Here is a 23,710-nt window from a genome sequence, read left to right on the forward strand (position 1 = left end):
CCTATAGTGTGCACAAGTGGCGGAAAGTGGCATGAAGTGGGTTTTTTGAGCTCAAAACGCTAATATTTGGAGAAACGCTGACGTGTTTCGCGGAGCTAACGCTATCAGTCTCGACGCAAAGGGCCGTCTCGCTATGCCGAGCCGGTACCGTGACGAGCTCGTTTCGCGTAGTTCCGGTCAGTTAATCGTCACAATTGATGCCGTTGATCCGTGTTTGTGTGTTTACCCCCTCGATGAGTGGGAAATTATTGAAACCAAACTGCGCACACTCCCTTCGTTTAGCGAAGAGAGCCGCCGCCTGCAACGTTTACTGATTGGTAATGCCGTCGACCTCGAGCTCGATGGCAGTGGTCGTTTTCTGGTTCCACCGCGTCTTCGTGAATATGCCAAGTTGGATAAGCGCGCGATGTTGGTAGGCCAACTGAACAAGTTCCAATTGTGGGACGAGGATGCCTGGGATGCGGTTTCTGCCGCTGACCTGGCTGCCATTCAACAACCGGGCGCCATGCCTGATGAACTGCGTGATTTGATCCTGTGACTATTGATAGCGGCTTTAACCACATCACCGTACTGCTTGACGAAGCCGTGGAGGCTCTCGCCGTACGTCCTGATGGCTGCTATCTGGACGGTACGTTCGGGCGCGGCGGCCACAGTCGGTTGATCCTGAGCCAGCTCGGCCCTGATGGCCGGGTACTCGGATTCGACAAAGATCCTCAAGCGATTGCCACCGGGCAAACGCTAGCGGCCGAAGACGGCCGCTTTGTCGTTGTACAGCGCAGCTTTGCCGAGCTCGGTTCGGAAGTTGCCGAACGCGGTCTGGACGGCAAGGTCAGCGGCGTTTTGCTCGATCTCGGCGTGTCCTCGCCGCAGCTCGACGACCCTGAGCGCGGCTTCAGTTTCCTCAATGATGGCCCGCTGGACATGCGCATGGATCCGTCCCGCGGGATCAGCGCTGCCGAATTCGTCAACACGGCCCCCGTGGAAGAAATCGCCCGGGTGTTCAAGCAATACGGCGAAGAACGTTTCTCCGGCCGCATGGCCCGTGCCGTGGCCGAGCGTCGCGACATCAAGCCGTTCGAGCGCACTGCCGATCTGGCTGAAGTCCTGAAAGTTGCCAACCCTGCATGGGAAAAGGGCAAAAACCCGGCGACCCGTGCGTTTCAGGGCCTGCGTATTCACGTCAACAACGAACTGGGTGATCTGGAAGCCGGCCTCGAAGCCGCACTGGAATGCCTGGAAGTCGGTGGACGTCTGGTCGTCATCAGCTTCCACTCGCTGGAAGACCGCATCGTCAAACTGTTCATGCGCAAACTGGTGAAAGGCGAAGCCGACAACTTGCCGCGCAACCTGCCGGTACGTCACGTCGCCTTCGAACCAATAATCAAAATCCATGGCAAAGCGCAGTCCGCCTCCGAGGCCGAACTCAAAGCCAACCCACGTTCCCGTAGCGCCGTCATGCGCGTCGCGGAGAAGCTGCGGTGAGTAAGCTTTTCGCCAAGCCACTTCCCGGCGGAAGCTTTTTCATGTTTCTGCTGTTTATTGGCGTGCTCGTGTCGGCCATCGGTGTTTCCTATAGCGCCCACTGGAACCGTCAACTGTTGAACTCGCTGTACAACGAGTTGAGCGTGCGCGACAAGGCGCAAGCGGAGTGGGGCCGTTTGATTCTCGAGCAGAGCACCTGGACCGCCCACAGCCGTATCGAAGTCCTGGCGAGCGAGCAACTGAAGATGCGCATTCCCGGCGCCGCTGAAGTGCAGATGGTGGCGCCATGATGAAACTCGAGGGCGCACTCTTTCCATGGCGGTTCCGCCTGGTGGTGGGTTTGCTCAGCGTCATGGTCGCAGCGATTGCCTGGCGCATTATCGATCTGCAAGTAGTCGACCGTGCCTTTCTTAAAGGTCAGGGCGATGCGCGCAGTGTTCGTCATATTCCGATTCCGGCTCACCGTGGTCTGATCACCGACCGTAACGGCGAGCCTTTGGCCGTGAGTACCCCAGTCACCACCCTTTGGGCCAATGCCAAGGAAATGCAAACGGCCAAAGAGAAGTGGCCTGCACTGGCAGCTGCCTTGGGGCAGGACCCGAAAGCCCTGGCCGAACGTCTCGAGGCCCAGGCCAACAAAGAATTCATTTATCTGGTGCGTGGGCTGACCCCCGAACAGGGCCAGTCCGTGCTCGATCTGAAAGTGCCGGGCGTTTATGGCATCGAAGAATTCCGGCGTTTCTACCCGGCCGGTGAAGTCACTGCCCATATGGTCGGTTTTACCGACATCGACGACCACGGTCGTGAAGGCGTCGAGCTGGCCTATGACGAATGGCTGGCCGGGGTCCCCGGCAAGCGGCAGGTGATCAAGGACCGGCGTGGCCGGCTGATCAAGGATGTCCAGGTCACCAAAAACGCCAAGGCCGGAAAGCCCTTGGCGTTGTCCATTGACCTGCGTCTGCAATACCTGGCCAACCGTGAACTGCGTAACGCGATCATCGAGAACGGCGCCAAGGCCGGCAGCCTGGTGATCATGGACGTGAAGAGCGGCGAGATCCTCGCCATGGTCAACCAGCCGACCTACAACCCGAACAACCGTCGCAACCTGCAACCGGCGATGATGCGTAACCGCGCGATGATCGACGTGTTCGAACCGGGTTCGACGATGAAAGCGATCTCCATGAGCGCCGCGATTGAAACCGGGCGCTGGAAGCCGACCGATACCGTTGAGGTGTACCCGGGCACTTTGCAGATTGGTAAATACACCATCAAGGACGTCTCCAAGAGCGAAGGTCCGGTGCTCGACCTGACGGGCATCCTGATCAACTCCAGTAACGTCGGCATGAGTAAGGTCGCCTTCGATATCGGCGGCGAAACGATTTTCCGTCTGGCGCAAAAAGTCGGCCTCGGCCAGGACACCGGCCTGGGCTTCCCGGGCGAGCGCGTCGGCAACCTGCCGAACTACCGCGAATGGCGCAAGGCTGAAACCGCCACGCTGTCTTACGGCTACGGTATTTCCGTGACCGCGATCCAGTTGGTCCACGCCTTCTCGGCCCTGGCCAACAATGGTCGCCTCGCGCCGCTGACCCTGATCAAAACCGACAAGGCGCCGCAAACCACACAGGTATTGCCGGAAGCTGTCGCGAAAACCATGCAAACCATGCTGCAACAAGTGATCGAAGCCCCGCGCGGTGTATTCCGTGCGCAAGTGCCGGCGTATCACGTGGGCGGCAAGTCGGGTACCGCACGTAAAACGTCGGTCGGTACCAAAGGCTACGCCGAGAATTCCTACCGCTCGCTGTTCGCCGGCTTCGGCCCGATGAGCGATCCGCGCTACGCCATCGTGGTGGTGATCGATGAACCGACCAAAGCCGGCTACTACGGTGGTCTGGTATCGGCCCCGGTGTTCAGCAAAGTGATGTCCGGGACCTTGCGTCTGATGAACATCACCCCGGACAACCTGCCACCTACTCAACAAGCGAACGCAGCACCGGTCGTTCCGCTGAAAGCCAATGGAGGGCGAGGCTGATGTCTCTGAGTCTGAACAAGATTTTCGCCCACGCCGGCCGCGATCTGTTGATCCGCGAACTGACCCTGGACAGCCGCAACGTGCGGGCTGGCGATCTGTTTCTCGCCGTCCCTGGCGGCAAATTCGACGGTCGCGCGCACATTGCCGACGCCCTGCAACGCGGCGCTGCCGCTGTGGCGTATGAAGTCGAAGGTGCGACCGTATTGCCGATTACCGATGTTCCGCTGATTCCGGTCAAAGGCCTGGCGGCGCAGCTGTCGGACATCGCCGGGCGTTTTTACGGTGACCCTAGTCGTCACCTGAACCTGATCGGCGTGACCGGCACCAACGGCAAAACCAGCGTGACGCAGTTGGTTGCGCAAGCATTGGATTTGCTCGGCCAGCACTGCGGCATCGTCGGCACGTTGGGCACCGGTTTTTACGGCGCGCTCGAAAGCGGCTTGCACACCACGCCGAACCCGATCGCCGTGCAGGCAACCCTCGCCGACCTGAAAAAGGCGGGTGCCAAAGCCGTCGCCATGGAAGTTTCTTCCCACGGTCTGGATCAGGGCCGCGTTACCGCACTGGCGTTCGATGTGGCGGTGATGACCAACCTGTCCCGCGATCACCTGGATTATCACGGCACCATGCAAGCTTACGGCGAAGCCAAGGCCAAGCTGTTTACCTGGAACGATTTGAAGTGCCGGGTGGTTAACCTCGACGACGAATTCGGCCGCCAACTGGCAGCCGATAAACGCGAGTCACGCTTGATCACCTACAGCCTGGAAGATGCCAGCGCTTACCTTTATTGCCGTGAAGCGCAGTTCGATGACGAAGGTGTGCGCGCCACGTTGGTCACGCCGCAGGGTGAGCATCACTTGCGCAGCACCTTGCTCGGTCGCTTCAACCTGAGCAACGTGCTGGCCGCGGTCGGTGCCTTGCTGGGGCTGGACTACGCGCTGGACGAAATCCTCAGCGTGCTGCCGAAACTCGAAGGCCCGGCCGGACGCATGCAGCGCCTCGGCGGCGGTACTCAGCCGCTGGTCGTGGTCGATTACGCCCACACACCGGATGCGCTGGAAAAAGTCTTGATGGCCCTGCGTCCTCACGCCAAAGGCCGTTTGCTGTGCCTGTTCGGTTGCGGTGGTGATCGCGATCGCGGCAAACGTCCGCTCATGGCTGAAGTGGTCGAGCGTCTGGCAGACGGCGTGCTGGTGACCGATGACAACCCGCGCACCGAAGACCCAGCAGTGATCTTCGACGACATCCGCGCCGGTTTTACCGCTGTGGATAAAGTCACCTTCGTCGCTGGCCGTGGCCAGGCGATTGCCCAATTGATCGCCAACGCTTCGGCGGATGACGTGATTGTCCTGGCCGGTAAAGGTCACGAGGACTATCAGGAAATCAACGGCCAGCGTCACGCTTTCTCTGATCTGGTCGAGGCCGATCACGCCTTGACCGCGTGGGAGGTGGCCCATGCTTAAAGCCTTGAAACTGAGCGAACTGACCGGCGCGCTGAATGCCCGCTTGGTCACTGCCGATGCCAGCTTCGACGGCGTCAGCATCGACAGCCGCGCTATCAAACCAGGCCAGCTCTTTATTGCCCTGACCGGCCCGCGCTTCGATGGTCATGACTATCTGAATGACGTCGCCGCAAAAGGCGCCGTAGCGGCGCTGGTCGAGCGCGAAGTCGCCGACAGCACACTGCCGCAATTGCTGGTGAAAGATACTCGTCAGGCGCTGGGGCAACTCGGCGCGTTGAACCGTGCGGCTTACACCCATCCCGTTGCGGCCATCACCGGTTCCAGCGGCAAGACCACGGTCAAGGAAATGCTCGCCAGCATCCTGCGCACGCGCGGTCCGGTGTTGGCGACCCGTGGCAACCTGAACAATGATCTCGGCGTTCCGCTGACCCTGCTCGAACTCGCACCGGAACATACCGCTGCGGTGATCGAACTGGGTGCTTCGCGGCTCGGCGAAATTGCCTACACCGTCGGCATGACCAAGCCTCATGTGGCCGTGCTCAACAACGCAGGGACCGCCCACGTCGGCGAGTTCGGCGGGCCGGAAAAAATCGTTGAAGCCAAGGGCGAGATTATTGAAGGGCTGGATGCCGATGGCGTCGCCGTTCTCAATCTTGACGACAAGGCGTTCGACATCTGGAAGACCCGCGCTGCCGGTCGCAAAGTGCTGACCTTCGCCTTGAGCAATGTCAGCGCCGATTTCTACGCCAGCGATCTGGACCGCGACGCTCGCGGTTGCCCGGCGTTCAACCTGCACACTCCTGCAGGTATGGAGCGCGTTCAACTGAACTTGCTCGGCACCCATAACGTCGCCAATGCCATGGCCGCCGCCGCTGCCGCCCATGCGCTGGGCGTGTCGCTGTTCGGCATCGCCACCGGCCTTGGTGCGGTGCAGCCGGTCAAGGGCCGCACCGTCGCGCAACTGGCCAGCAATGGCATGCGCGTAATCGATGACACGTACAACGCGAACCCCACCTCCATGTGCGCCGCCGTTGATATACTCGCCGGCTTTTCCGGTCGCACCGTTCTGGTGCTCGGGGATATCGGCGAGTTGGGCGATTGGGCGGAGCAGGGGCACCGCGATGTGGGCGAGTACGCCCGCGGCAAGGTTTCCGCGCTTTACGCTGTCGGGCCAATGATGGCTCACGCCGTGAACGCTTTCGGTCCACAGGCCTTTCACTTCAGCACTCAGGCTGAACTGATCAAGGCCCTCGGCGCCGAGCAAGACACAAACACCACCATTTTGATCAAGGGATCGCGCAGCGCTGCGATGGAAAACATCGTCGCCGCTTTGTGCGGGACCAGCCTGGAGAAACATTAATGCTGCTGCTGCTAGCGGAGTATCTGCAACAGTTCTACAAAGGCTTCGCGGTCTTTCAGTACCTGACCCTGCGCGGGATTCTCGGTGTGCTGACCGCGTTGGTTTTGTCGCTGTGCTATGGCCCGTGGATGATCCGCACTTTACAGAACCGTCAGATCGGTCAATCCGTTCGTAACGACGGTCCGCAATCGCACCTGTCCAAATCCGGCACCCCGACCATGGGCGGCGCGCTGATCCTGTCGTCCATCGGCGTCAGCACGTTGCTTTGGGCTGACCTGAGCAACCGTTACGTGTGGACCGTGCTGCTGGTGACTTTGCTGTTCGGCGCCATCGGCTGGGTCGACGACTACCGCAAAGTGATCGAGAAGAACTCCCGTGGCTTGCCGAGCCGCTGGAAGTACTTCTGGCAATCGGTGTTCGGCCTGGGCGCGGCGATCTTCCTTTATATGACTGCAGCGACGCCGGTGGAAACCACCCTGATCCTGCCGATGCTCAAGGACCACAGCATTCCGCTGGGCATAGGCTTCGTCGTCCTGACCTACTTCGTGATCGTCGGCTCGAGCAACGCGGTCAACCTGACCGACGGCCTCGACGGTCTGGCGATCATGCCCACCGTAATGGTCGGCGGCGGGTTGGGCATTTTCTGCTACCTGTCGGGTAACGTGAAATTCGCTGAATACCTGCTGATTCCGTATGTCCCGGGCGCAGGCGAGTTGATCGTTTTCTGCGGCGCCTTGATCGGCGCGGGCCTCGGGTTCCTCTGGTTCAACACGTATCCGGCTCAGGTGTTCATGGGCGACGTCGGCGCACTGGCGCTGGGCGCGGCACTGGGCACCATTGCGGTGATCGTCCGTCAGGAAATCGTCCTGTTCATCATGGGCGGCGTGTTCGTGATGGAGACCCTGTCAGTCGTCATCCAGGTTGCTTCCTTTAAGCTCACCGGTCGCCGTGTGTTCCGCATGGCACCGATACACCACCACTTTGAACTCAAGGGCTGGCCCGAGCCACGCGTGATCGTCCGTTTCTGGATCATCACCGTGATTCTCGTGCTGGTTGGCCTTGCCACCCTGAAGCTGAGGTAGAACGAGTGTCTCTGATCGCTTCTGACCACTTCCGCATCGTTGTCGGCCTCGGCAAGAGCGGCATGTCCCTGGTTCGCTTCCTGGCGAACCGGGGCACGTCGTTTGCTGTCGCCGATACGCGGGAAAATCCACCGGAACTGGCCACGCTCAAACGTGACTATCCGCACGTGGAAGTGCGTTGTGGCGAGCTGGACGTCGAATTCCTGTGCCGCGCCGACGAGCTCTACGTGAGCCCCGGTCTGGCGCTGGCGACCCCGGCCCTGCAGGCCGCCGCCGCCCGTGGCGTGAAATTGTCCGGTGACATCGAGCTGTTCGCGCGTAACGCGAAGGCGCCGATCGTTGCCATCAGCGGTTCCAACGCGAAAAGCACCGTCACCACGTTGGTGGGCGAGATGGCCGCAGCGGCCGGCAAGCGCGTCGCCGTCGGTGGCAACCTCGGCACGCCGGCGCTGGACCTGCTCAGCGACGACGTCGAGCTGTACGTGATGGAACTGTCGAGCTTCCAGCTCGAAACCACCGATCAGCTCAACGCCGAAGTGGCGACCGTGCTCAACGTCAGCGAAGACCACATGGACCGCTACAGCGGTCTGCCGGCCTATCACCTGGCCAAGCACCGGATCTTCCGGGGTGCCAGGCAGTTTGTGGTCAACCGTCAGGATGCTCTGAGCCGTCCGCTGATTGGCGAAGGTCAGCCATGCTGGACCTTCGGTTTGAGCAAGCCTGATTTCAAGGCGTTCGGTATCCGCGAAGAAGACGGCGAGAAGTACCTGGCCTTTGAATTCCAGAACCTGATGCCGGTGCGCGAGTTGAAAATTCGCGGCGCACACAACCAGTCCAACGCCTTGGCGGCATTGGCGCTGGGTCACGCCGTCGGCCTGCCGTTCGACGCCATGCTCTCGAGCCTGCGTACCTTTACCGGGCTTGAGCATCGCTGCCAATGGGTCCGTGACCTGAATGGCGTGAGCTACTACAACGATTCCAAAGCCACCAACGTCGGCGCCGCACTGGCTGCCATCGAAGGTCTGGGCGCGGACATCGACGGCAAGCTCGTGCTGATCGCCGGTGGCGACGGCAAGGGTGCCGAGTTCAAGGACCTGCGTGATCCGGTGGCGGCCAACTGCCGCGCCGTGGTGCTGATGGGCCGTGACTCCGAGCTGATCGCTCAGGCCATCGGCGATGCCGTGCCACTGATTCGCGTCAACTCGCTGATCGAAGCGGTCGAGCAATGCCGCGCCATCGCAGAGACAGGCGACGCTGTGTTGTTGTCGCCTGCTTGCGCCAGTTTCGACATGTTCAAGAACTACGAAGACCGTGGTCACCAGTTCGTCCGCGCTGTGGAGGATCTGGTATGAGCCTGATGAACATCATCAAGCCCTATCCGTCGCCGATCATCACCGGGCGCGGCATCGACCTCGACTTCCCGATGCTCGCCGGCTGCCTGGCGTTGATCGGCCTCGGGCTGGTGATGATTGCATCGGCCTCGACCGAAGTGGCGGCTGTGCAGTCGGGCAGCGCCCTGTATTACATGATTCGCCACCTTATCTACATCGTGCTGGGCCTGGGTGCCTGCATCGTCACCATGATGATTCCGATCGCCACCTGGCAACGCCTGGGCTGGCTGATGCTGATTGGTGCGTTCGGTTTGCTGGTGATGGTGATCATCCCGGGGATCGGCCGAGAAGTGAACGGTTCGATGCGCTGGATCGGCTTCAGTTTCTTCAACGTTCAGCCCTCCGAGATCGCCAAGGTGTTTGTGGTGATCTACCTCGCCGGTTATCTGGTGCGTCGCCAGAAAGAAGTGCGTGAAAGCTGGATGGGCTTCTTCAAGCCGTTCATCGTTCTGCTGCCAATGGCGGGTCTATTGCTGATGGAGCCAGACTTCGGTGCCACGGTTGTAATGATGGGCGCAGCGGCGGCGATGCTGTTCCTCGGCGGAGTCGGGCTGTTCCGTTTTTCCTTGATGGTTGTCCTGGCGGTCGCGGCGGTGGTGTTGTTGATTCAAGTGCAGCCGTATCGAATGGCGCGCCTGACCAACTTCGCGGATCCGTGGGCCGACCAGTTCGGTGCCGGCTATCAGTTGTCTCAAGCGTTGATCGCTTTTGGTCGCGGCGAATGGCTGGGCGTTGGCCTGGGCAACAGCGTGCAGAAACAGTTCTACCTGCCAGAAGCCCACACCGACTTCGTGTTCTCGGTCCTGGCCGAAGAACTGGGTGCCGTGGGTTCTTTGTGCACGGTAGCGTTGTTCGTCTTTGTTTGTATCCGTGGCATGTACATCGGTTATTGGGCCGAGAAGGCCAAGCAATTTTTCGCCGCCTACATCGCGTACGGCTTGTCGTTCCTGTGGATTGGTCAGTTCCTGATCAACATCGGGGTGAACGTCGGCCTGCTGCCGACCAAGGGTCTGACCCTGCCGTTCCTCAGTTATGGCGGTAGCTCGTTGGTGATCTGCTGTGCCTGTCTCGGCTTGTTGCTGCGCATCGAGTGGGAAAGTCGAACCCACTTGGGCAGCGAAGAGATGGAGTTCCATGAGAGCGACTTCGCTGAGGAGCCGACCCATGGGCGCTAACGTATTGATCATGGCCGGCGGCACCGGTGGCCACGTGTTCCCGGCGCTGGCGTGTGCTCGCGAATTCCAGGCCCGTGGTTACACCGTGCATTGGCTCGGGACCCCGCGTGGCATCGAGAACGAACTGGTTCCAGTGGCCGGTATCGAGCTGCATCGAATCAATGCCAGCGGTCTGCGTGGCAAGGGCAAGCTGTCCCTGCTCAAGGCACCGTTCATGTTGCTCAAGTCGATCTGGCAGGCGCGGGCGATCATTCGTCAGCTGCGGCCGGTGTGTGTCGTCGGCTTTGGTGGTTATGTGACCGGTCCTGGTGGCGTTGCAGCCAAACTGGCCGGCGTACCGGTGATCGTTCACGAGCAGAACGCCGTGGCCGGTACCGCCAATCGGTTGCTGGTGCCGTTGGCCGCCCGAGTCTGTGAAGCGTTCCCCGACACCTTTACCCTGTCGGGCAGCCGTCGGACCACCGGTAACCCGGTGCGCACCGAGCTGTTCCTCGAAACACCGCGACAGGCCCTGGCCGGTCGCAAGGCGCGTTTGCTGATCCTGGGCGGAAGCCTGGGCGCAGAACCGTTGAACAAGTTGCTGCCTGAAGCCCTGTCGCAAGTCGCCCCCGACCTGCGCCCGGAAGTGTTTCATCAGGCTGGCAAAAACCACGATGAAGTGACTGCAGAGCGCTATCGCGCGGCTGGCGTCGAGGCGCAAGTGCAGCCTTTCATCAAAGACATGGCCCAAGCCTATGGCTGGGCCGACCTGGTGGTGTGCCGCGCAGGCGCGCTGACCATCAGTGAACTGGCCGCCGCCGGTCTGCCCTCGATGCTGGTGCCTTTGCCCCACGCGATCGACGATCACCAGACCCGCAACGCCGATTATTTGGCCCGTGAAGGCGCTGCCTTCCTGATGCCGCAAAGAACGACTGGCGCAGCGGATCTTGCCGCACGCCTGACAGAGGTCCTGATGCAACCACAACGACTGACCGACATGGCCACCGCGGCACGCCGCCTGGCCAAACCCGATGCAACCCGTAACGTGGTCGATACCTGCCTGGAGGTGGCCCATGGTTGAGAATCAGAAAGCCATGCCGCAACCGGAAATGCGCCGCATCCGTCGCATCCACTTCGTCGGAATCGGCGGCGTGGGCATGTGCGGCATCGCCGAAGTGTTGCTGAACCTGGGCTATGAAGTGTCCGGTTCCGACCTGAAAGCTTCGCCGGTGACCGAGCGTCTCGAGTCCTTCGGCGCCCAGATCTTTATCGGCCACCGCGCCGAGAACACCGCGAACGCCGATGTACTGGTCACCTCCAGTGCCGTGAACACCTCCAACCCGGAAGTCGCCACCGCCCTGGAACGCCGCATTCCGGTGGTGCCTCGCGCTGAAATGCTGGCTGAGCTGATGCGCTACCGCCACGGCATCGCCGTCGCCGGTACCCATGGCAAAACCACCACCACCAGCCTGATCGCTTCGGTGTTTGCCGCCGGTGGCCTGGACCCTACATTCGTCATCGGTGGCCGTCTGAATGCCGCGGGCACCAATGCTCAGCTTGGCACCAGCCGTTACCTGATCGCCGAAGCCGACGAAAGCGACGCCAGCTTCCTGCACTTGCAGCCGCTGGTGGCCGTGGTCACCAACATCGACGCCGACCACATGGCGACCTACGACGGTGACTTCAACAAGCTGAAGAAAACCTTCGTCGAGTTCCTCCACAACCTGCCGTTCTACGGTCTGGCGGTGGTGTGCCTGGACGATCCGGTGGTGCGTGAAATCCTGCCGCAGGTGAAGCGTCCGACCGTCACTTACGGCTTCGGCGACGACTGCGATGTACGCGCAATCAATGTGCGTCAGCAGGGCATGCAGACCTTCTTCACCGTGCTGCGTCCTGATCGCGATCCGCTGGATGTCTCGGTGAACATGCCGGGCAACCACAACGTGCTGAACGCACTGGCAACCATCTGCATCGCCACCGACGAGGGCGTCAGCGATGAAGCCATCGTCCAGGGTTTGTCCGGGTTCCAGGGGGTCGGCCGACGCTTCCAGGTCTACGGCGAACTGCCGGTAGACGGTGGCAGTGTGATGCTGGTCGACGACTACGGTCACCACCCGACCGAAGTTGCCGCGGTGATCAAGGCCGTGCGCGGTGGCTGGCCGGAACGCCGTCTGGTGATGGTCTACCAGCCGCACCGTTACAGCCGGACCCGCGACCTGTACGACGATTTCGTCAATGTGTTGGCCGACGCCAACGTCCTGCTGCTGATGGAAGTCTATCCGGCCGGTGAAGAACCGATCCCCGGTGCCGACAGCCGCAAGCTGTGCAACAGCATCCGTCAGCGCGGTCAGCTCGACCCGATCTACATCGAGCGCGGTGTTGACCTCGCGCCCATCGTCAAGCCGCTGCTGCGTGCCGGCGACATCCTGCTGTGCCAGGGCGCCGGTGACATCGGTGGTCTTGCTCCAAAACTGTTGAAAAGTCCGTTGTTCGCAGGCGCCGTTGCTGCGCCGAGTGTGGGGAAGTTGAAATGACTGCTGCTTACGCCAACCTCGTCTCCACTATTGCGCCGAAAGATTTCGGCCGCGTCGCCGTGCTCTTCGGCGGCAAGAGTGCCGAGCGTGAGGTTTCTCTCAAGTCGGGTAACGCGGTTCTCGACGCGCTGCTAAGCGCCGGTGTGGACGCGTTTGGTCTCGACGTGGGCGACGATCTTTTGCAGCGTCTGCTGAACGAAAAAATCGACCGCGCCTTCATCATTCTCCACGGTCGTGGCGGTGAAGACGGCAGCATGCAGGGCCTGCTGGAATGCCTGGGTATTCCGTACACCGGCAGCGGCATTCTGGCCTCGGCTCTGGCCATGGACAAGCTGCGCACCAAACAGGTCTGGCACAGCCTCGGTATTCCGACGCCACGCCATGCCGTGCTGAGCTCCGAGGCCGATTGTATTTCGGCGGCGACGGAACTGGGCTTCCCTTTGATCGTCAAACCGGCCCATGAAGGTTCAAGTATCGGGATGGCCAAAGTGACCTCCGCGTCGGAGTTGATCGATGCGTGGAAAGCGGCCAGTACCTACGATTCGCAAGTGTTGGTCGAGCAATGGATTCAAGGTCCGGAGTTCACCATCGCCACCCTGCGTGACCAGGTGTTGCCACCGATCGCCCTGGGCACGACGCACAGCTTCTACGACTACGACGCCAAGTACGTGGCTTCCGATACCCAGTACCGGATTCCGTGTGGCCTGGACAGCAACAAAGAAAAAGAACTGATGGACCTCACGGCGAAAGCCTGTGAGGCGCTGGGTATCGCCGGTTGGGGCAGGGCTGACGTGATGCAGGACGCCGACGGGCAGTTCTGGTTCCTGGAAGTCAACACCGCGCCGGGCATGACCGATCACAGTCTGGTGCCGATGGCGGCTCGTGCTGCCGGTCTGGATTTCCAGCAACTGGTTCTGGCGATTCTGGCCGCAAGCATTGAGCCGCGAGGTTAAGAGCATGCAAGGCGCACAGCTGAGACATCAGCCCTCCGCACCGCCCGGCCGCAAGCCGGTACCGCGGGGTGCCAGCCGAATGGTGGCCAAAGAGCCGATGTCTGCGCGCCTGCCGAAAGCCAATTTTGGTTTTCTGAAATCCGTGTTCTGGCCGGTGCTGTTGGTCGCACTGGGTTTCGGTACTTACGAAGGCGCGCAGCGTTTGTTGCCGTACGCCGACCGGCCGATCACCAAGATCAACGTGCAGGGCGACTTGAGTTACATCAGTCAGCAAGCGGTGCAGCAGCGGATCGCCCCGTACGTGGCGTCGAGCTTCTTCACCATCGACCTGGCGAGCATGCGCACCGAGCTTGAAACGATGCCATGGATTGCCCACGCCGAAGTGCGTCGGGTGTGGCCGGATCAAGTGGTGATCCGCCTGGAAGAACAACTGCCGGTGGCCCGTTGGGGCGATGAGTCGCTGTTGAACAACCAGGGTCAGGCGTTCACCCCGCGTGAGCTGGCGAATTACGAACACTTGCCACAGCTGTTCGGCCCACAACGGGCCCAACAGCAAGTGATGCAGCAATACCAGGTGCTGAGCCAGATGCTCAGGCCGTTGGGCTTCTCGATTGCACGCCTGGAGTTGCGTGATCGAGGCAGCTGGTTCCTGACCACCGGCGCCGGTAGTGCGGGCCCGGGAATCGAACTGTTGCTGGGACGCGGCAACCTGCTGGAAAAGATGCGCCGCTTCATTGCCATCTATGACAAGACGCTTAAAGAACAGATTACGAACATTGCGCGCATCGATCTGCGCTACGCCAACGGCCTCGCTGTTGGCTGGCGGGAACCTGTAGCGCCCTCGACAGCCCAACCCGCTGTCGCGAAGAATTAAGAAGAGGCAGGACCATGGCAAACGTGCAAAGCGGCAAAATGATCGTCGGTCTCGATATCGGCACCTCCAAGGTGGTGGCGCTGGTCGGCGAGGTCTCGGACGACGGCACGCTGGAAATCGTCGGGATCGGTACCCATCCGTCCCGTGGCCTGAAGAAAGGCGTGGTGGTGAACATTGAGTCCACCGTGCAATCGATCCAGCGCGCGATCGAAGAGGCGCAGCTGATGGCTGGTTGCCGCATTCACTCGGCGTTCGTCGGCGTGGCTGGCAATCATATCCGCAGCCTGAACTCTCACGGCATCGTGGCGATTCGTGATCGCGAAGTCAGTTCCGCCGACCTCGAGCGCGTTCTCGACGCCGCCCAGGCTGTAGCGATCCCGGCTGACCAGCGCGTGCTGCACACCCTGCCGCAGGATTACGTGATCGATAACCAGGAAGGCGTTCGTGAGCCTCTGGGCATGTCGGGCGTACGTCTGGAAGCCAAGGTTCACGTGGTCACCTGCGCCGTCAACGCCGCACAGAACATTGAAAAATGCGTGCGTCGCTGCGGCCTGGAAATCGACGACATCATTCTCGAGCAACTGGCTTCGGCCTACTCGGTCCTGACCGACGACGAGAAAGAGCTGGGCGTGTGCCTGGTGGACATCGGTGGCGGCACCACCGACATCGCGATCTTCACCGAAGGCGCGATCCGTCACACCGCGGTGATCCCGATTGCGGGCGATCAGGTGACCAACGACATCGCCATGGCGTTGCGCACTCCAACCCAGTACGCCGAAGAAATCAAGATTCGCTACGCCTGCGCCCTGGCCAAACTGGCCGGTGCCGGTGAAACCATCAAGGTTCCAAGCGTTGGCGACCGTCCACCGCGCGAGCTGTCCCGTCAGGCCCTGGCCGAAGTGGTCGAGCCGCGTTACGACGAGCTGTTCACGCTGATCCAGGCCGAGCTGCGTCGCAGCGGCTACGAAGACCTGATCCCGGCCGGCATCGTGCTGACCGGTGGTACGTCGAAGATGGAAGGCGCGGTCGAACTGGCCGAAGAAATCTTCCACATGCCGGTCCGCCTGGGCGTGCCGCATGGCGTCAAGGGCCTGGACGATGTGGTGCGTAACCCGATTTATTCCACCGGCGTTGGCCTGTTGATGTACGGCCTGCAGAAGCAGTCCGACGGGATTTCGTTCTCGGGCATCAGCAGCCGCGACAGCTACAGCAATGAAGAACCGAAAGTCGCCTTGCTCGATCGCTTCAAGAGCTGGGTGCAAGGCAACTTCTAAAGATTTACCGCAGCACCGTTGTAGATACAGGCAGTAGGCGAAAAAACTAGAGAAATGAAAGGAGAGGGAAAATGTTCGAACTCGTAGACAACATCCCCGCAAGCCCGGTTATTAAAGTTATCGGTGTTGGCGGAGGCGGCGGCAACGCCGTCAACCACATGGTCAAGAGCAACATTGAAGGCGTTGAATTCATCTGCGCCAACACTGATGCCCAAGCGCTGAAATCCATCGGCGCGCGGACCATCCTGCAACTGGGCACCGGCGTGACCAAAGGTCTCGGCGCTGGCGCCAACCCTGAAGTAGGTCGTCAGGCCGCTCTCGAAGATCGTGAGCGCATTGCCGAAGTCCTGCAGGGCACCAATATGGTGTTCATCACCACTGGCATGGGCGGTGGTACCGGTACCGGTGCTGCGCCGATCATTGCTGAAGTGGCCAAGGAAATGGGGATTCTCACCGTTGCGGTGGTGACTCGTCCGTTCCCGTTCGAAGGCCGCAAGCGCATGCAGATCGCCGACGAAGGTATCCGTCTGCTGTCTGAAAGCGTCGACTCGTTGATCACCATTCCCAACGAGAAGCTGCTGACCATCCTTGGCAAGGACGCAAGCCTGCTGTCCGCATTCGCCAAGGCCGACGATGTACTGGCCGGTGCCGTTCGCGGTATCTCCGACATCATCAAGCGTCCGGGCATGATCAACGTCGACTTTGCCGACGTACGGACCGTGATGAGCGAAATGGGCATGGCGATGATGGGCACTGGCTGCGCCAGCGGTCCGAACCGTGCACGTGAGGCCACTGAAGCGGCCATTCGCAACCCGTTGCTGGAAGACGTGAACCTGCAAGGTGCACGCGGCATCCTGGTGAATATCACCGCCGGTCCTGACCTGTCCCTGGGTGAGTACTCCGACGTGGGTAGCATCATCGAAGCCTTCGCTTCCGAGCACGCGATGGTCAAGGTCGGTACCGTTATCGATCCGGACATGCGCGACGAGCTGCACGTGACCGTGGTTGCTACTGGTCTGGGCGCGAAAATCGAGAAACCTGTGAAGGTCATCGACAACACCATGCACACGTCCGTGGCTTCGCAACCGCAGCAACAAGCGCCTTCGCGTCAGGAAGCGCCAGCGGTAAACTATCGTGACCTGGACCGTCCGACCGTCATGCGCAACCAGGCTCAGGCCGGTGCTGCGACTGCCGCGAAGATGAATCCGCAAGATGATCTGGACTACCTGGACATCCCGGCTTTCCTGCGTCGTCAGGCCGATTAATGGAATGTATCAGGGCTATGAAGGTGATTGGTGTTCAGCAAAGGTCTGGTCTGCTATCATCGCCAGCCTTTGTTGATACCAGTTCGCAATTTGCGCTGAAGCGGCCCAAGCCATGATTAAACAACGCACACTGAAAAATATTATCCGTGCTACAGGTGTAGGCCTGCACTCCGGGGAGAAGGTATACCTGACCCTCAAGCCCGCACCTATCGACACCGGCATTGTGTTTGTTCGTGCCGATCTCGACCCTGTGGTGCAGATTCCTGCCCGCGCGGAAAACGTTGGTGAAACCACGATGTCGACCACATTGGTCAGTGGTGACACCAAAGTGGATACGGTGGAGCACTTGCTCTCGGCCATGGCTGGCCTGGGCATCGATAACGCCTACGTCGAGCTCTCCGCGTCTGAAGTTCCGATCATGGATGGTAGCGCTGGACCTTTCGTATTCCTGATCCAATCGGCCGGCCTGGAAGAACAGGACGCTGCCAAGAAGTTCATCCGGATCCTGCGGGAAGTGACAGTGGAAGACGGCGACAAGCGCGCCACTTTCGTCCCTTTCGAAGGTTTCAAAGTGAGCTTCGAGATCGATTTCGATCACCCGGTTTTCCGTGACCGCACACAAAGTGCAAGCGTGGATTTTTCCAGCACTTCGTTTGTAAAAGAAGTCAGCCGCGCCCGTACCTTTGGTTTCATGAGTGATATCGAGTACCTGCGCAAGCACAACCTCGCACTCGGCGGCAGCGTTGAAAACGCTATTGTGGTCGACGCGGATGGTGTACTGAACGAAGACGGCCTTCGCTATGAAGACGAATTCGTGAAGCACAAGATCCTCGATGCAATTGGTGACCTCTACCTGCTGGGCAATAGCCTGATTGGTGAGTTCAAGGGCTTCAAGTCCGGACATGCATTGAACAACCAGCTGCTGCGCAAGTTGATTGAGCAGACAGATGCTTGGGAAGTCGTGACTTTCGAAGACGCCAGCACTGCACCGATCTCTTACATGCGTCCAGTTGCGGCCGTGTAAGTAAAAAACCTCTCTAGTTTTTTAAAGGCTACCTTCGGGTGGCCTTTTTTTATGCCTGCAGAATGATCGTTCCCACGCTCTGCGTGGGAATGCAGCCCGGGACGCTCTGCGTCCCATCGAGAGCCGAACGCGGAGCGTCCGTTGAGGCATTCCCACGCAGAGCGTGGGAACGATCATCCTGCGACCACCCGATTCCTGCCCGCTTCCTTGGCCTGATACAGCGCCTTGTCCGCTGCAAACAATAGCTGTTCCAGACTGATCTCGGCGGAGGTGGTCCAGGTACTGATACCGATACTGACAGTAATCGGCGACTCGGCACCTGCCACCAGCGGCAATTGCTCCACTGTCGCTCGGATGTGTTCGGCAATCTGTTGCGCACCCTGGCTGTCGGTTTCCGCGAGAATGACCGAAAACTCCTCACCGCCGTAACGGGCGACCAGATCCGCTGGTCGCCTCACATTGTCGGAGATCACCTTGGCCAACGAGCGCAAGGCATCATCGCCACCCTGATGCCCATGACGATCGTTGAACGCCTTGAAGTGGTCGGCATCAATCATCAGCAGCGACAATGGCTGGCCGGAACGTTGAGCGCGGAACCACTCATGACGCAGGACCTGATCCAGCGTTCGGCGGTTGGCCAGGCCGGTCAAGGCATCGGTGGCCGCCAGTTGCGCCAGCTCCTGTTCAGCGTTGTGGCGCAGGCGCAGTTCCCGGCTGAGCAGCCAAGTCAGCCAGAGCAAGCTGATGCACAGCGCAACCGTCGCAACGCTGACCACCACCGCCGTGCGCTTCCACGACGCAAACACTTCATCACTGGACAGTGCAACGATGACGATCAACGGCAAGTTGCCCACCTTGGAGAACGTGTACAGACGTTTGTCCTTATAGCGGCTTGAATCACCGGTGAAGCTGCCATTGCCTTCTTTGACGATGCGCTGGAAATTGGGGCGGTTACTGAAGTTCTTGCCGATCAGCTCTTCGGCCAGACGTGGTTGCTGAGCCAGAAGAATCCCGTCCTTGCTAATCAGATTGACCGTGCTGTCGCGGCCGATGCTCAAACTGTTGAACAACTGATCGAAGTAACTCAACCGCATGGCGGCTTCGGCTACGCCCAGGAACTCACCTTGGGAGCCGTTCACCCGCCGGCTGAAACTGATACGCCAATCCTGTTCGGGTGCCCTGGCTCTGAAAGGGGGACTGATGAACATGCCCGGGTCCGGGTTGTTCACGTGAGACTGGAAGTATTCGCGGTCGGCATAGTTGCCCTGCCTGGGCTCCACCGAAGCCGAGTCGGCGATCACGTCGCCCTTGTTGTCGAGCAACAAAATGTTGCCCTTGTACGGCGCGGCGGTGGCGCGGTCGAAATAGGCCAGATGGCGAATGGCTGGAGAAACGCTCTTGAGGTCTTCTCGTTGGGAGGCAGCGATCAAACCTTGCAGGGACACATCATAGAGTTCGACATTGCGCAGCACGTCGGCGTCAATCAATTGCACGATATTGGTTGCTGCGCGAGTGGCAGACTGTTCAGCATTGGCGCGTTCGCGAATTAGCAGGAACGCCACGATGCTCAATATCGCAATCACCAGCAACAAACTGCCGAGAACCAGAAGCCGCTCCGATCGCGTCGACCGGATCGGATGGTGAGATGTTGCACTGCTCACACTCATGGTTCTGACTTCTGCTAATGAGGCGTTATGAAAGTGTTTTGCAAGACTCGGGCAGAATCCCGGAAACCGTTTGCGTTCGGAGCGCCTGTATAAATCCCGGATAAAAAAAAGGCCAGCAAAACATGCTGGCCTTTTGCTTATTGAAGCTTAGAAGACATTGAGCGGGTAGTCGACGATCACCCGGTATTCATCGGTGTCCTGATCCAGCGCGCCGTAGCCGTTGCCGCCACGGTTGGTCGCCCATTGCAGGCGCAGTGCGAGGTTTTTGGCCTTGCCGCCCTGAACCACATACTTGAGATCAATGTCGCGTTCCCAGTGCCTGGCGTTTTTGCCGTCAGCGCTGTACCACGAGGCATAACCGGGGCTGTCCGGGTCAACCTTGGTCAGGTCCAGCTCGCCCTTGGAGTAAGAGACCGCCGAGGTCAGGCCGGGCAGGCCGAGCCCGACAAAGTCGTAGGCGTACTTGAGTTTCCATGAGCGTTCGTTCGGGCCGTTGAAGTCCGAATACTGCTGGGAATTGTCGAGGTAGACGCTGTCACCCTGGCTGATGTAGTCGAACGGCGTGTTGCCGTTGACCCGCTGATACGCGGCGGTAACGCTGTGATTGCCCACACCGACGGTGAAATGCAGGCTGTACGTGTTGTTGTCGATGTTGCCCAGCAGCGCATTGCCGGTGTCTTGCGTGTGATAGGCGTGCAGACCCGGGTTGAGGCTGACCAGATCATTCAGCGCGTAGGTGTAGTCCAGATCGTAGTAATACTGGTTCCAGATGTCCTTGAGCTCGGAAGCATAGAGACTGCTGGTCAACCCCGGTAGACCGCTCCAGGCCACGCCGGCCCAGTTCAGGTGCCGGCTTTCGTCGCCGTCGGCCAGGCTGCCGTAGGACGTGCCGATTCGGGTGTGTCCACTCTGGTTGTAAGGCTTGGTGAAACTTGCCTGACCACCTTCAATCATCCAGCCGTCAAAACTGTGGTTGGTCAGGCTGACGCCGCGAAAGGTCTGGGGCAGCATGCGGGTTTCGCCGCCGGCGATCACCGGGTTGGTGAGGAACAAGTCACCGGCCTTCAGTTCGGTATCGAAGGCACGCATTTTCAGGGTGCCGCCCGCCGTCGAGAACGAACCAGGTGCTTTGCCGTTGCCATCGCTGACCGGCAGGATGCTCGAATTATCAGTGCCGCCACCGCCGTCGAGCTTGAGCCCGAGCATGGCGTGGGCATCAACACCGAAACCGACGGTGCCTTGGGTGTAACCCGATTCGAAGAGGCCGAGGAAACCCTGGCCCCATTCAATGTTGTCGTCCGTCTGCTGCAGGCGGTTGCGGTTCATGTAGTAGTTACGGGCGTTGAGGTTGAGGCTCGAGCCTTCAATAAAACCTTCGGCGTTTGAGTCGTCTGCGGCGTGAGCAGCAGGCGCCACCGTTGCAGCGATTGCAATGAATAACGGGCTGAATCTAAGAGGGAAACGCACTAGCGGTAAAGCTCCTTGGGTCAACTAAGAGCCTCATTGTTTTGAGACTCCGGATGTTTCTTGTTAGGGAAGACGAACTGAAGCTGTTTAAAACCACAACGAAAAAAAGCCGCTGATAGCAGCGGCTTTGAAGACAATTTTTCAAAGGAAAGAGCCGATGAAAAGTGTCGAGGGAAACAGAGCGATACTTAATAGTCAGCTGTCTTTCTCAACCCGTTGCTGGGCTTGAGTGGTGGACGCTTGAGGGGTTTGCGCAGCTTCCTGAGCCTTGGCCGTCATTTCGCTCTGATACTGTTCGAATGCAGCAGCGCGTGCGGAATTTTGCGCGACGAACGTCTGCGACTCTTCAGCGATGGCGAACGGAGACAGAAACAAAGAGGACAAAACGAAAGCGCTGGCAATACCCATAGTGTTGGACATCTTTAAAACCTTCTTGCTTGGCAAGTGCTGTTTGGTGCGGCAAAGATAAGGGGGATTGGAGAGTGGAAAAAGAGCGGATTCATGAAAGGACTGTTGCGCTTAAGGCAACAGTGGCGCGCTGATCGTTCCCACGCTCTGCGTGGGAATGCCTCAACGGACGCTCTGCGTTCGGCTTGGGATGGGACGCGGAGCGTCCCTGGCTGCATTCCCACGCGGAGCGTGGGAACGATCAATCTAAACGGGGAGGTGGATACCGAAGGTATTCATACCGTGATCACTGCGCACAAACACATCCCCGCCGTGCATCAGTGCAATCGCCTTGACGATCGCCAACCCCAACCCATGGTTGTTGCCACTGTTGCTGCGCGACGCATCGACCCGATAAAAACGCTCAAACAACCTCGGCAAATGCTCGCTGGCAATCGGCGACCCTGGGTTCGCAACCCCGATGCTGACCTGATGCTCCTCAACTTCGATCCGTACCTCAATCACCTGCCCAGGCTCGGTGTGCTGAACCGCATTGCTTAGCAGATTAATCAACGCCCGGCGCAGATGAGCAATCTCGATCCGCACCTGCGCGTCACCACTGACCTGCACCTGAACCTGCGCGTCTTCAAGAATGAAATCCAGATACTCCAGCGTCGTCGCCACTTCGTCAGCCAGCGAGGTGGAGGTCAGTTTGGTGGCTTTGCTGCCCTGGTCCGCGCTGGCGAGGAACAGCATGTCATTGATGATCGAGCGCAGTCGCTCAAGCTCTTCAAGGTTCGATTGCAGCACTTCAAAATAGTGTTCGGCGGATCGCCCGCGGGTCAGCGCCACCTGGGTCTGGCCAATCAGGTTGGTCAGGGGCGAGCGCAGCTCATGGGCCACGTCCGCATTGAACGACTCAAGGCGCGAGTAAGCCTGTTCGACCCGCTCCAGTGTCGAGTTGAACGAGTTGACGAACTGATTCAGTTCCGGCGGCAGCGGCGACAATTGCAGGCGGCCGGACAACAGCGGTGGGGCCAGCCGCTGGGCTTCCTGGGACAATTTGATCAGCGGTTTGAGGCCGATCCGCGCCACCCAATAACCGAGGGCCGACGCCAGCAACACGCCGATGATCGCCAGGCTGATCAGGGCAATCAGCAGATGATGTTGAGTCTGCAGAAACGTCTCGGTGTCGATGCCGATCATGAAGCGTAACGGCGGGCGTTGATCCTTGGCCGGGAATTGGCTGACCAGCACTTTCAGTGGATAAGGCTGATCCGGCAATTGCATGTCGCGCATGCCCAGCGGGCCTTCGGCAAAGGCGCGGATTTGCGGCGTCAGGTTGCCGTACTCATAGTGCGGATCACCGCTGATGATCCAGAAGCTGATGCGCTTGTCTTCTTCTCCGAGCAGCTTGAGCTTGTTGTTGATCTTCACCCAATGCTCGGGCGTGCCGTAACGCCCGACGGTGGATTCGAGCACGCTGTAGCGCGCGTCCAGTTCAGCCTCGGGCAACAAACCCAGACCTTTATCGACCTGTTGATAAAGCGCCCAGCCGATCAACAAAAACACCAAAAGCGCCACCAGCGTGAACATCCCGCTCAGGCGCAGCGCAATAGAATTACTGGACACTACGGCTCTCCAGCACATAACCCATGCCACGAATCGTGTGCAGCAGTTTCTCTTCGAACGGCCCGTCGAGTTTTGCTCGCAAGCGTTTGATCGCGACTTCGACGACGTTGGCATCGCTGTCGAAATTGATGTCCCAGACCATTTCTGCGATGGCGGTTTTCGACAGGATTTCACCCTGACGGCGGGCCAGTACACTCAGCAGCGAGAACTCCTTGGCGGTCAGGTCCAGGCGCGTGCCGGCGCGGGTGGCTTTGCGGCTGATCAAATCTATCCACAGGTCGGCGATGCTCACCTGCACCGGTTCGTGACCACCGCTGCGACGCGTCAGTGCTTGCAGGCGTGCCACCAGTTCGAGAAAGGAAAACGGTTTGCCGAGGTAATCGTCGGCACCGTCGCGCAGGCCTTTGATGCGATCTTCCACACGCTCGCGGGCGGTGAGCATGATCACCGGGGTTTGCTTGCGCGCACGCAACGCGCGCAGTACGCCGAAGCCGTCGAGGCCCGGCAGCATGACGTCGAGGACGATCACCGCGTAGTCGCTTTCCAGCGCCAGGTGCAGGCCTTCGACGCCGTCGCGCGCCAGGTCCACGGTGTAACCCTGTTCCGTCAGGCCGCGGTGCAGATAATCCGCGGTTTTTTCTTCGTCTTCGATAATCAGAACGCGCATGACCC

General features: G+C 59.8%; 21 protein-coding genes. 16 read left to right on the plus strand and 5 right to left on the minus strand.

The genetic code is table 11. The features are described from left to right. Positions 1-82: 82 nt before the first annotated feature. The 16 genes from mraZ (at position 83) to lpxC (ending at position 17,885) form a co-directional block, all read left to right on the plus strand. On the plus strand, positions 83-538 hold the full coding sequence (gene mraZ, locus CKW16_RS21480) for a division/cell wall cluster transcriptional repressor MraZ (protein WP_095130472.1): 456 nt from the start codon (positions 83-85) through the stop codon (positions 536-538). Then, positions 535-1,482 (plus strand): 16S rRNA (cytosine(1402)-N(4))-methyltransferase RsmH, encoded by a 948-nt coding sequence (rsmH, locus tag CKW16_RS21485; protein ID WP_046048256.1) that lies wholly within the window; start codon positions 535-537, stop codon positions 1,480-1,482. The genes mraZ and rsmH overlap by 4 nt, the downstream gene beginning before the upstream one ends. Further along, a complete protein-coding gene (gene ftsL / locus CKW16_RS21490; RefSeq protein ID WP_095130474.1) occupies positions 1,479-1,772 on the plus strand; it encodes a cell division protein FtsL in 294 nt (97 codons plus the stop codon). The genes rsmH and ftsL overlap by 4 nt, the downstream gene beginning before the upstream one ends. Further along, positions 1,772-3,511, plus strand: a complete 1,740-nt coding sequence (locus CKW16_RS21495; protein ID WP_176471586.1) for a penicillin-binding protein 2 — start codon at positions 1,772-1,774, stop codon at positions 3,509-3,511. The genes ftsL and CKW16_RS21495 overlap by 1 nt, the downstream gene beginning before the upstream one ends. Then, complete coding sequence (locus CKW16_RS21500; RefSeq protein WP_095130478.1) at positions 3,511-4,974, plus strand: UDP-N-acetylmuramoyl-L-alanyl-D-glutamate--2,6-diaminopimelate ligase; 1,464 nt, start codon at positions 3,511-3,513, stop codon at positions 4,972-4,974. The genes CKW16_RS21495 and CKW16_RS21500 overlap by 1 nt, the downstream gene beginning before the upstream one ends. Beyond that, complete coding sequence (gene murF / locus CKW16_RS21505; RefSeq protein WP_095130480.1) at positions 4,967-6,334, plus strand: UDP-N-acetylmuramoyl-tripeptide--D-alanyl-D-alanine ligase; 1,368 nt, start codon at positions 4,967-4,969, stop codon at positions 6,332-6,334. Before CKW16_RS21500 ends, murF begins: the two co-directional genes overlap by 8 nt. After that, on the plus strand, positions 6,334-7,416 hold the full coding sequence (gene mraY / locus CKW16_RS21510) for a phospho-N-acetylmuramoyl-pentapeptide-transferase (RefSeq protein ID WP_095130482.1): 1,083 nt from the start codon (positions 6,334-6,336) through the stop codon (positions 7,414-7,416). The genes murF and mraY overlap by 1 nt, the downstream gene beginning before the upstream one ends. A 5-nt stretch (positions 7,417-7,421) precedes the next feature. Then, positions 7,422-8,768: a UDP-N-acetylmuramoyl-L-alanine--D-glutamate ligase gene (gene murD, locus CKW16_RS21515; protein WP_095130484.1), complete on the plus strand. Its 1,347-nt coding sequence runs from the start codon at positions 7,422-7,424 to the stop codon at positions 8,766-8,768. Continuing rightward, positions 8,765-9,982 carry a putative lipid II flippase FtsW gene (gene ftsW / locus CKW16_RS21520; protein ID WP_095130486.1) on the plus strand — a complete coding sequence of 406 codons (1,218 nt, stop codon included), beginning with the start codon at positions 8,765-8,767 and terminating at the stop codon, positions 9,980-9,982. Before murD ends, ftsW begins: the two co-directional genes overlap by 4 nt. Further along, the gene (gene murG / locus CKW16_RS21525) at positions 9,972-11,042 is read left to right on the plus strand and encodes an undecaprenyldiphospho-muramoylpentapeptide beta-N-acetylglucosaminyltransferase (protein ID WP_056740918.1); all 1,071 of its coding nucleotides are present in this window, start codon (positions 9,972-9,974) and stop codon (positions 11,040-11,042) included. The genes ftsW and murG overlap by 11 nt, the downstream gene beginning before the upstream one ends. Continuing rightward, positions 11,035-12,495 carry a UDP-N-acetylmuramate--L-alanine ligase gene (gene murC / locus CKW16_RS21530; protein ID WP_095130488.1) on the plus strand — a complete coding sequence of 487 codons (1,461 nt, stop codon included), beginning with the start codon at positions 11,035-11,037 and terminating at the stop codon, positions 12,493-12,495. Before murG ends, murC begins: the two co-directional genes overlap by 8 nt. Further along, entirely contained in the window at positions 12,492-13,448 is a 957-nt protein-coding gene (locus CKW16_RS21535; protein ID WP_095130490.1) for a D-alanine--D-alanine ligase, read from the plus strand. Before murC ends, CKW16_RS21535 begins: the two co-directional genes overlap by 4 nt. Before the next feature lie 4 nt (positions 13,449-13,452). Continuing rightward, positions 13,453-14,322 carry a cell division protein FtsQ/DivIB gene (locus tag CKW16_RS21540; protein WP_095130492.1) on the plus strand — a complete coding sequence of 290 codons (870 nt, stop codon included), beginning with the start codon at positions 13,453-13,455 and terminating at the stop codon, positions 14,320-14,322. Positions 14,323-14,336: 14 nt separating this feature from the next. Next, positions 14,337-15,596 carry a cell division protein FtsA gene (ftsA, locus tag CKW16_RS21545; protein ID WP_033061341.1) on the plus strand — a complete coding sequence of 420 codons (1,260 nt, stop codon included), beginning with the start codon at positions 14,337-14,339 and terminating at the stop codon, positions 15,594-15,596. Between the two features lie 71 nt (positions 15,597-15,667). Beyond that, on the plus strand, positions 15,668-16,861 hold the full coding sequence (ftsZ, locus tag CKW16_RS21550; protein WP_033061342.1) for a cell division protein FtsZ: 1,194 nt from the start codon (positions 15,668-15,670) through the stop codon (positions 16,859-16,861). A gap of 112 nt (positions 16,862-16,973) precedes the next feature. Continuing rightward, a complete protein-coding gene (lpxC, locus tag CKW16_RS21555) occupies positions 16,974-17,885 on the plus strand; it encodes a UDP-3-O-acyl-N-acetylglucosamine deacetylase (protein ID WP_095130494.1) in 912 nt (303 codons plus the stop codon). A 173-nt stretch (positions 17,886-18,058) separates the two neighbouring features. On the opposite strand, the gene CKW16_RS21560 is transcribed toward lpxC, so the two are convergent. The 5 genes from CKW16_RS21560 to CKW16_RS21580 all read right to left on the minus strand — a co-directional run bounded on the left by CKW16_RS21560 (position 18,059) and on the right by CKW16_RS21580 (position 23,705). Further along, on the minus strand, positions 18,059-19,552 hold the full coding sequence (locus CKW16_RS21560; RefSeq protein ID WP_095130496.1) for a sensor domain-containing diguanylate cyclase: 1,494 nt from the start codon (positions 19,550-19,552) through the stop codon (positions 18,059-18,061). Between the two features lie 147 nt (positions 19,553-19,699). Further along, positions 19,700-21,019 (minus strand): OprD family porin, encoded by a 1,320-nt coding sequence (locus CKW16_RS21565; RefSeq protein WP_095130498.1) that lies wholly within the window; start codon positions 21,017-21,019, stop codon positions 19,700-19,702. Positions 21,020-21,214: 195 nt separating this feature from the next. After that, complete coding sequence (locus CKW16_RS21570) at positions 21,215-21,439, minus strand: hypothetical protein (protein WP_095130500.1); 225 nt, start codon at positions 21,437-21,439, stop codon at positions 21,215-21,217. A gap of 234 nt (positions 21,440-21,673) precedes the next feature. After that, a complete protein-coding gene (locus CKW16_RS21575) occupies positions 21,674-23,038 on the minus strand; it encodes a heavy metal sensor histidine kinase (RefSeq protein WP_095130502.1) in 1,365 nt (454 codons plus the stop codon). Next, positions 23,028-23,705: a heavy metal response regulator transcription factor gene (locus CKW16_RS21580; RefSeq protein ID WP_095130504.1), complete on the minus strand. Its 678-nt coding sequence runs from the start codon at positions 23,703-23,705 to the stop codon at positions 23,028-23,030. Before CKW16_RS21580 ends, CKW16_RS21575 begins: the two co-directional genes overlap by 11 nt. Between the last annotated feature and the right edge of the window lie 5 nt (positions 23,706-23,710).

Source organism: Pseudomonas sp. Irchel s3h14, from assembly GCF_900187425.1.
GTDB lineage: Bacteria > Pseudomonadota > Gammaproteobacteria > Pseudomonadales > Pseudomonadaceae > Aquipseudomonas.

Bases quoted from the DNA above. Each gene is read 5' to 3' on its own strand.
- CKW16_RS21495 (WP_176471586.1), top strand. From the start codon at position 1,772: ATGAAACTCGAGGGCGCACTCTTTCCATGGCGGTTCCGCCTGGTGGTG.
- CKW16_RS21500 (WP_095130478.1), top strand. From the start codon at position 3,511: ATGTCTCTGAGTCTGAACAAGATTTTCGCCCACGCCGGCCGCGATCTG.
- murF (WP_095130480.1), top strand. From the start codon at position 4,967: ATGCTTAAAGCCTTGAAACTGAGCGAACTGACCGGCGCGCTGAATGCC.
- mraY (WP_095130482.1), top strand. From the start codon at position 6,334: ATGCTGCTGCTGCTAGCGGAGTATCTGCAACAGTTCTACAAAGGCTTC.
- ftsW (WP_095130486.1), top strand. From the start codon at position 8,765: ATGAGCCTGATGAACATCATCAAGCCCTATCCGTCGCCGATCATCACC.
- murG (WP_056740918.1), top strand. From the start codon at position 9,972: ATGGGCGCTAACGTATTGATCATGGCCGGCGGCACCGGTGGCCACGTG.
- murC (WP_095130488.1), top strand. From the start codon at position 11,035: ATGGTTGAGAATCAGAAAGCCATGCCGCAACCGGAAATGCGCCGCATC.
- CKW16_RS21535 (WP_095130490.1), top strand. From the start codon at position 12,492: ATGACTGCTGCTTACGCCAACCTCGTCTCCACTATTGCGCCGAAAGAT.
- CKW16_RS21540 (WP_095130492.1), top strand. From the start codon at position 13,453: ATGCAAGGCGCACAGCTGAGACATCAGCCCTCCGCACCGCCCGGCCGC.
- ftsA (WP_033061341.1), top strand. From the start codon at position 14,337: ATGGCAAACGTGCAAAGCGGCAAAATGATCGTCGGTCTCGATATCGGC.
- ftsZ (WP_033061342.1), top strand. From the start codon at position 15,668: ATGTTCGAACTCGTAGACAACATCCCCGCAAGCCCGGTTATTAAAGTT.
- lpxC (WP_095130494.1), top strand. From the start codon at position 16,974: ATGATTAAACAACGCACACTGAAAAATATTATCCGTGCTACAGGTGTA.
- CKW16_RS21560 (WP_095130496.1), bottom strand. From the start codon at position 19,552: ATGAGTGTGAGCAGTGCAACATCTCACCATCCGATCCGGTCGACGCGA.
- CKW16_RS21570 (WP_095130500.1), bottom strand. From the start codon at position 21,439: ATGTCCAACACTATGGGTATTGCCAGCGCTTTCGTTTTGTCCTCTTTG.
- CKW16_RS21580 (WP_095130504.1), bottom strand. From the start codon at position 23,705: ATGCGCGTTCTGATTATCGAAGACGAAGAAAAAACCGCGGATTATCTG.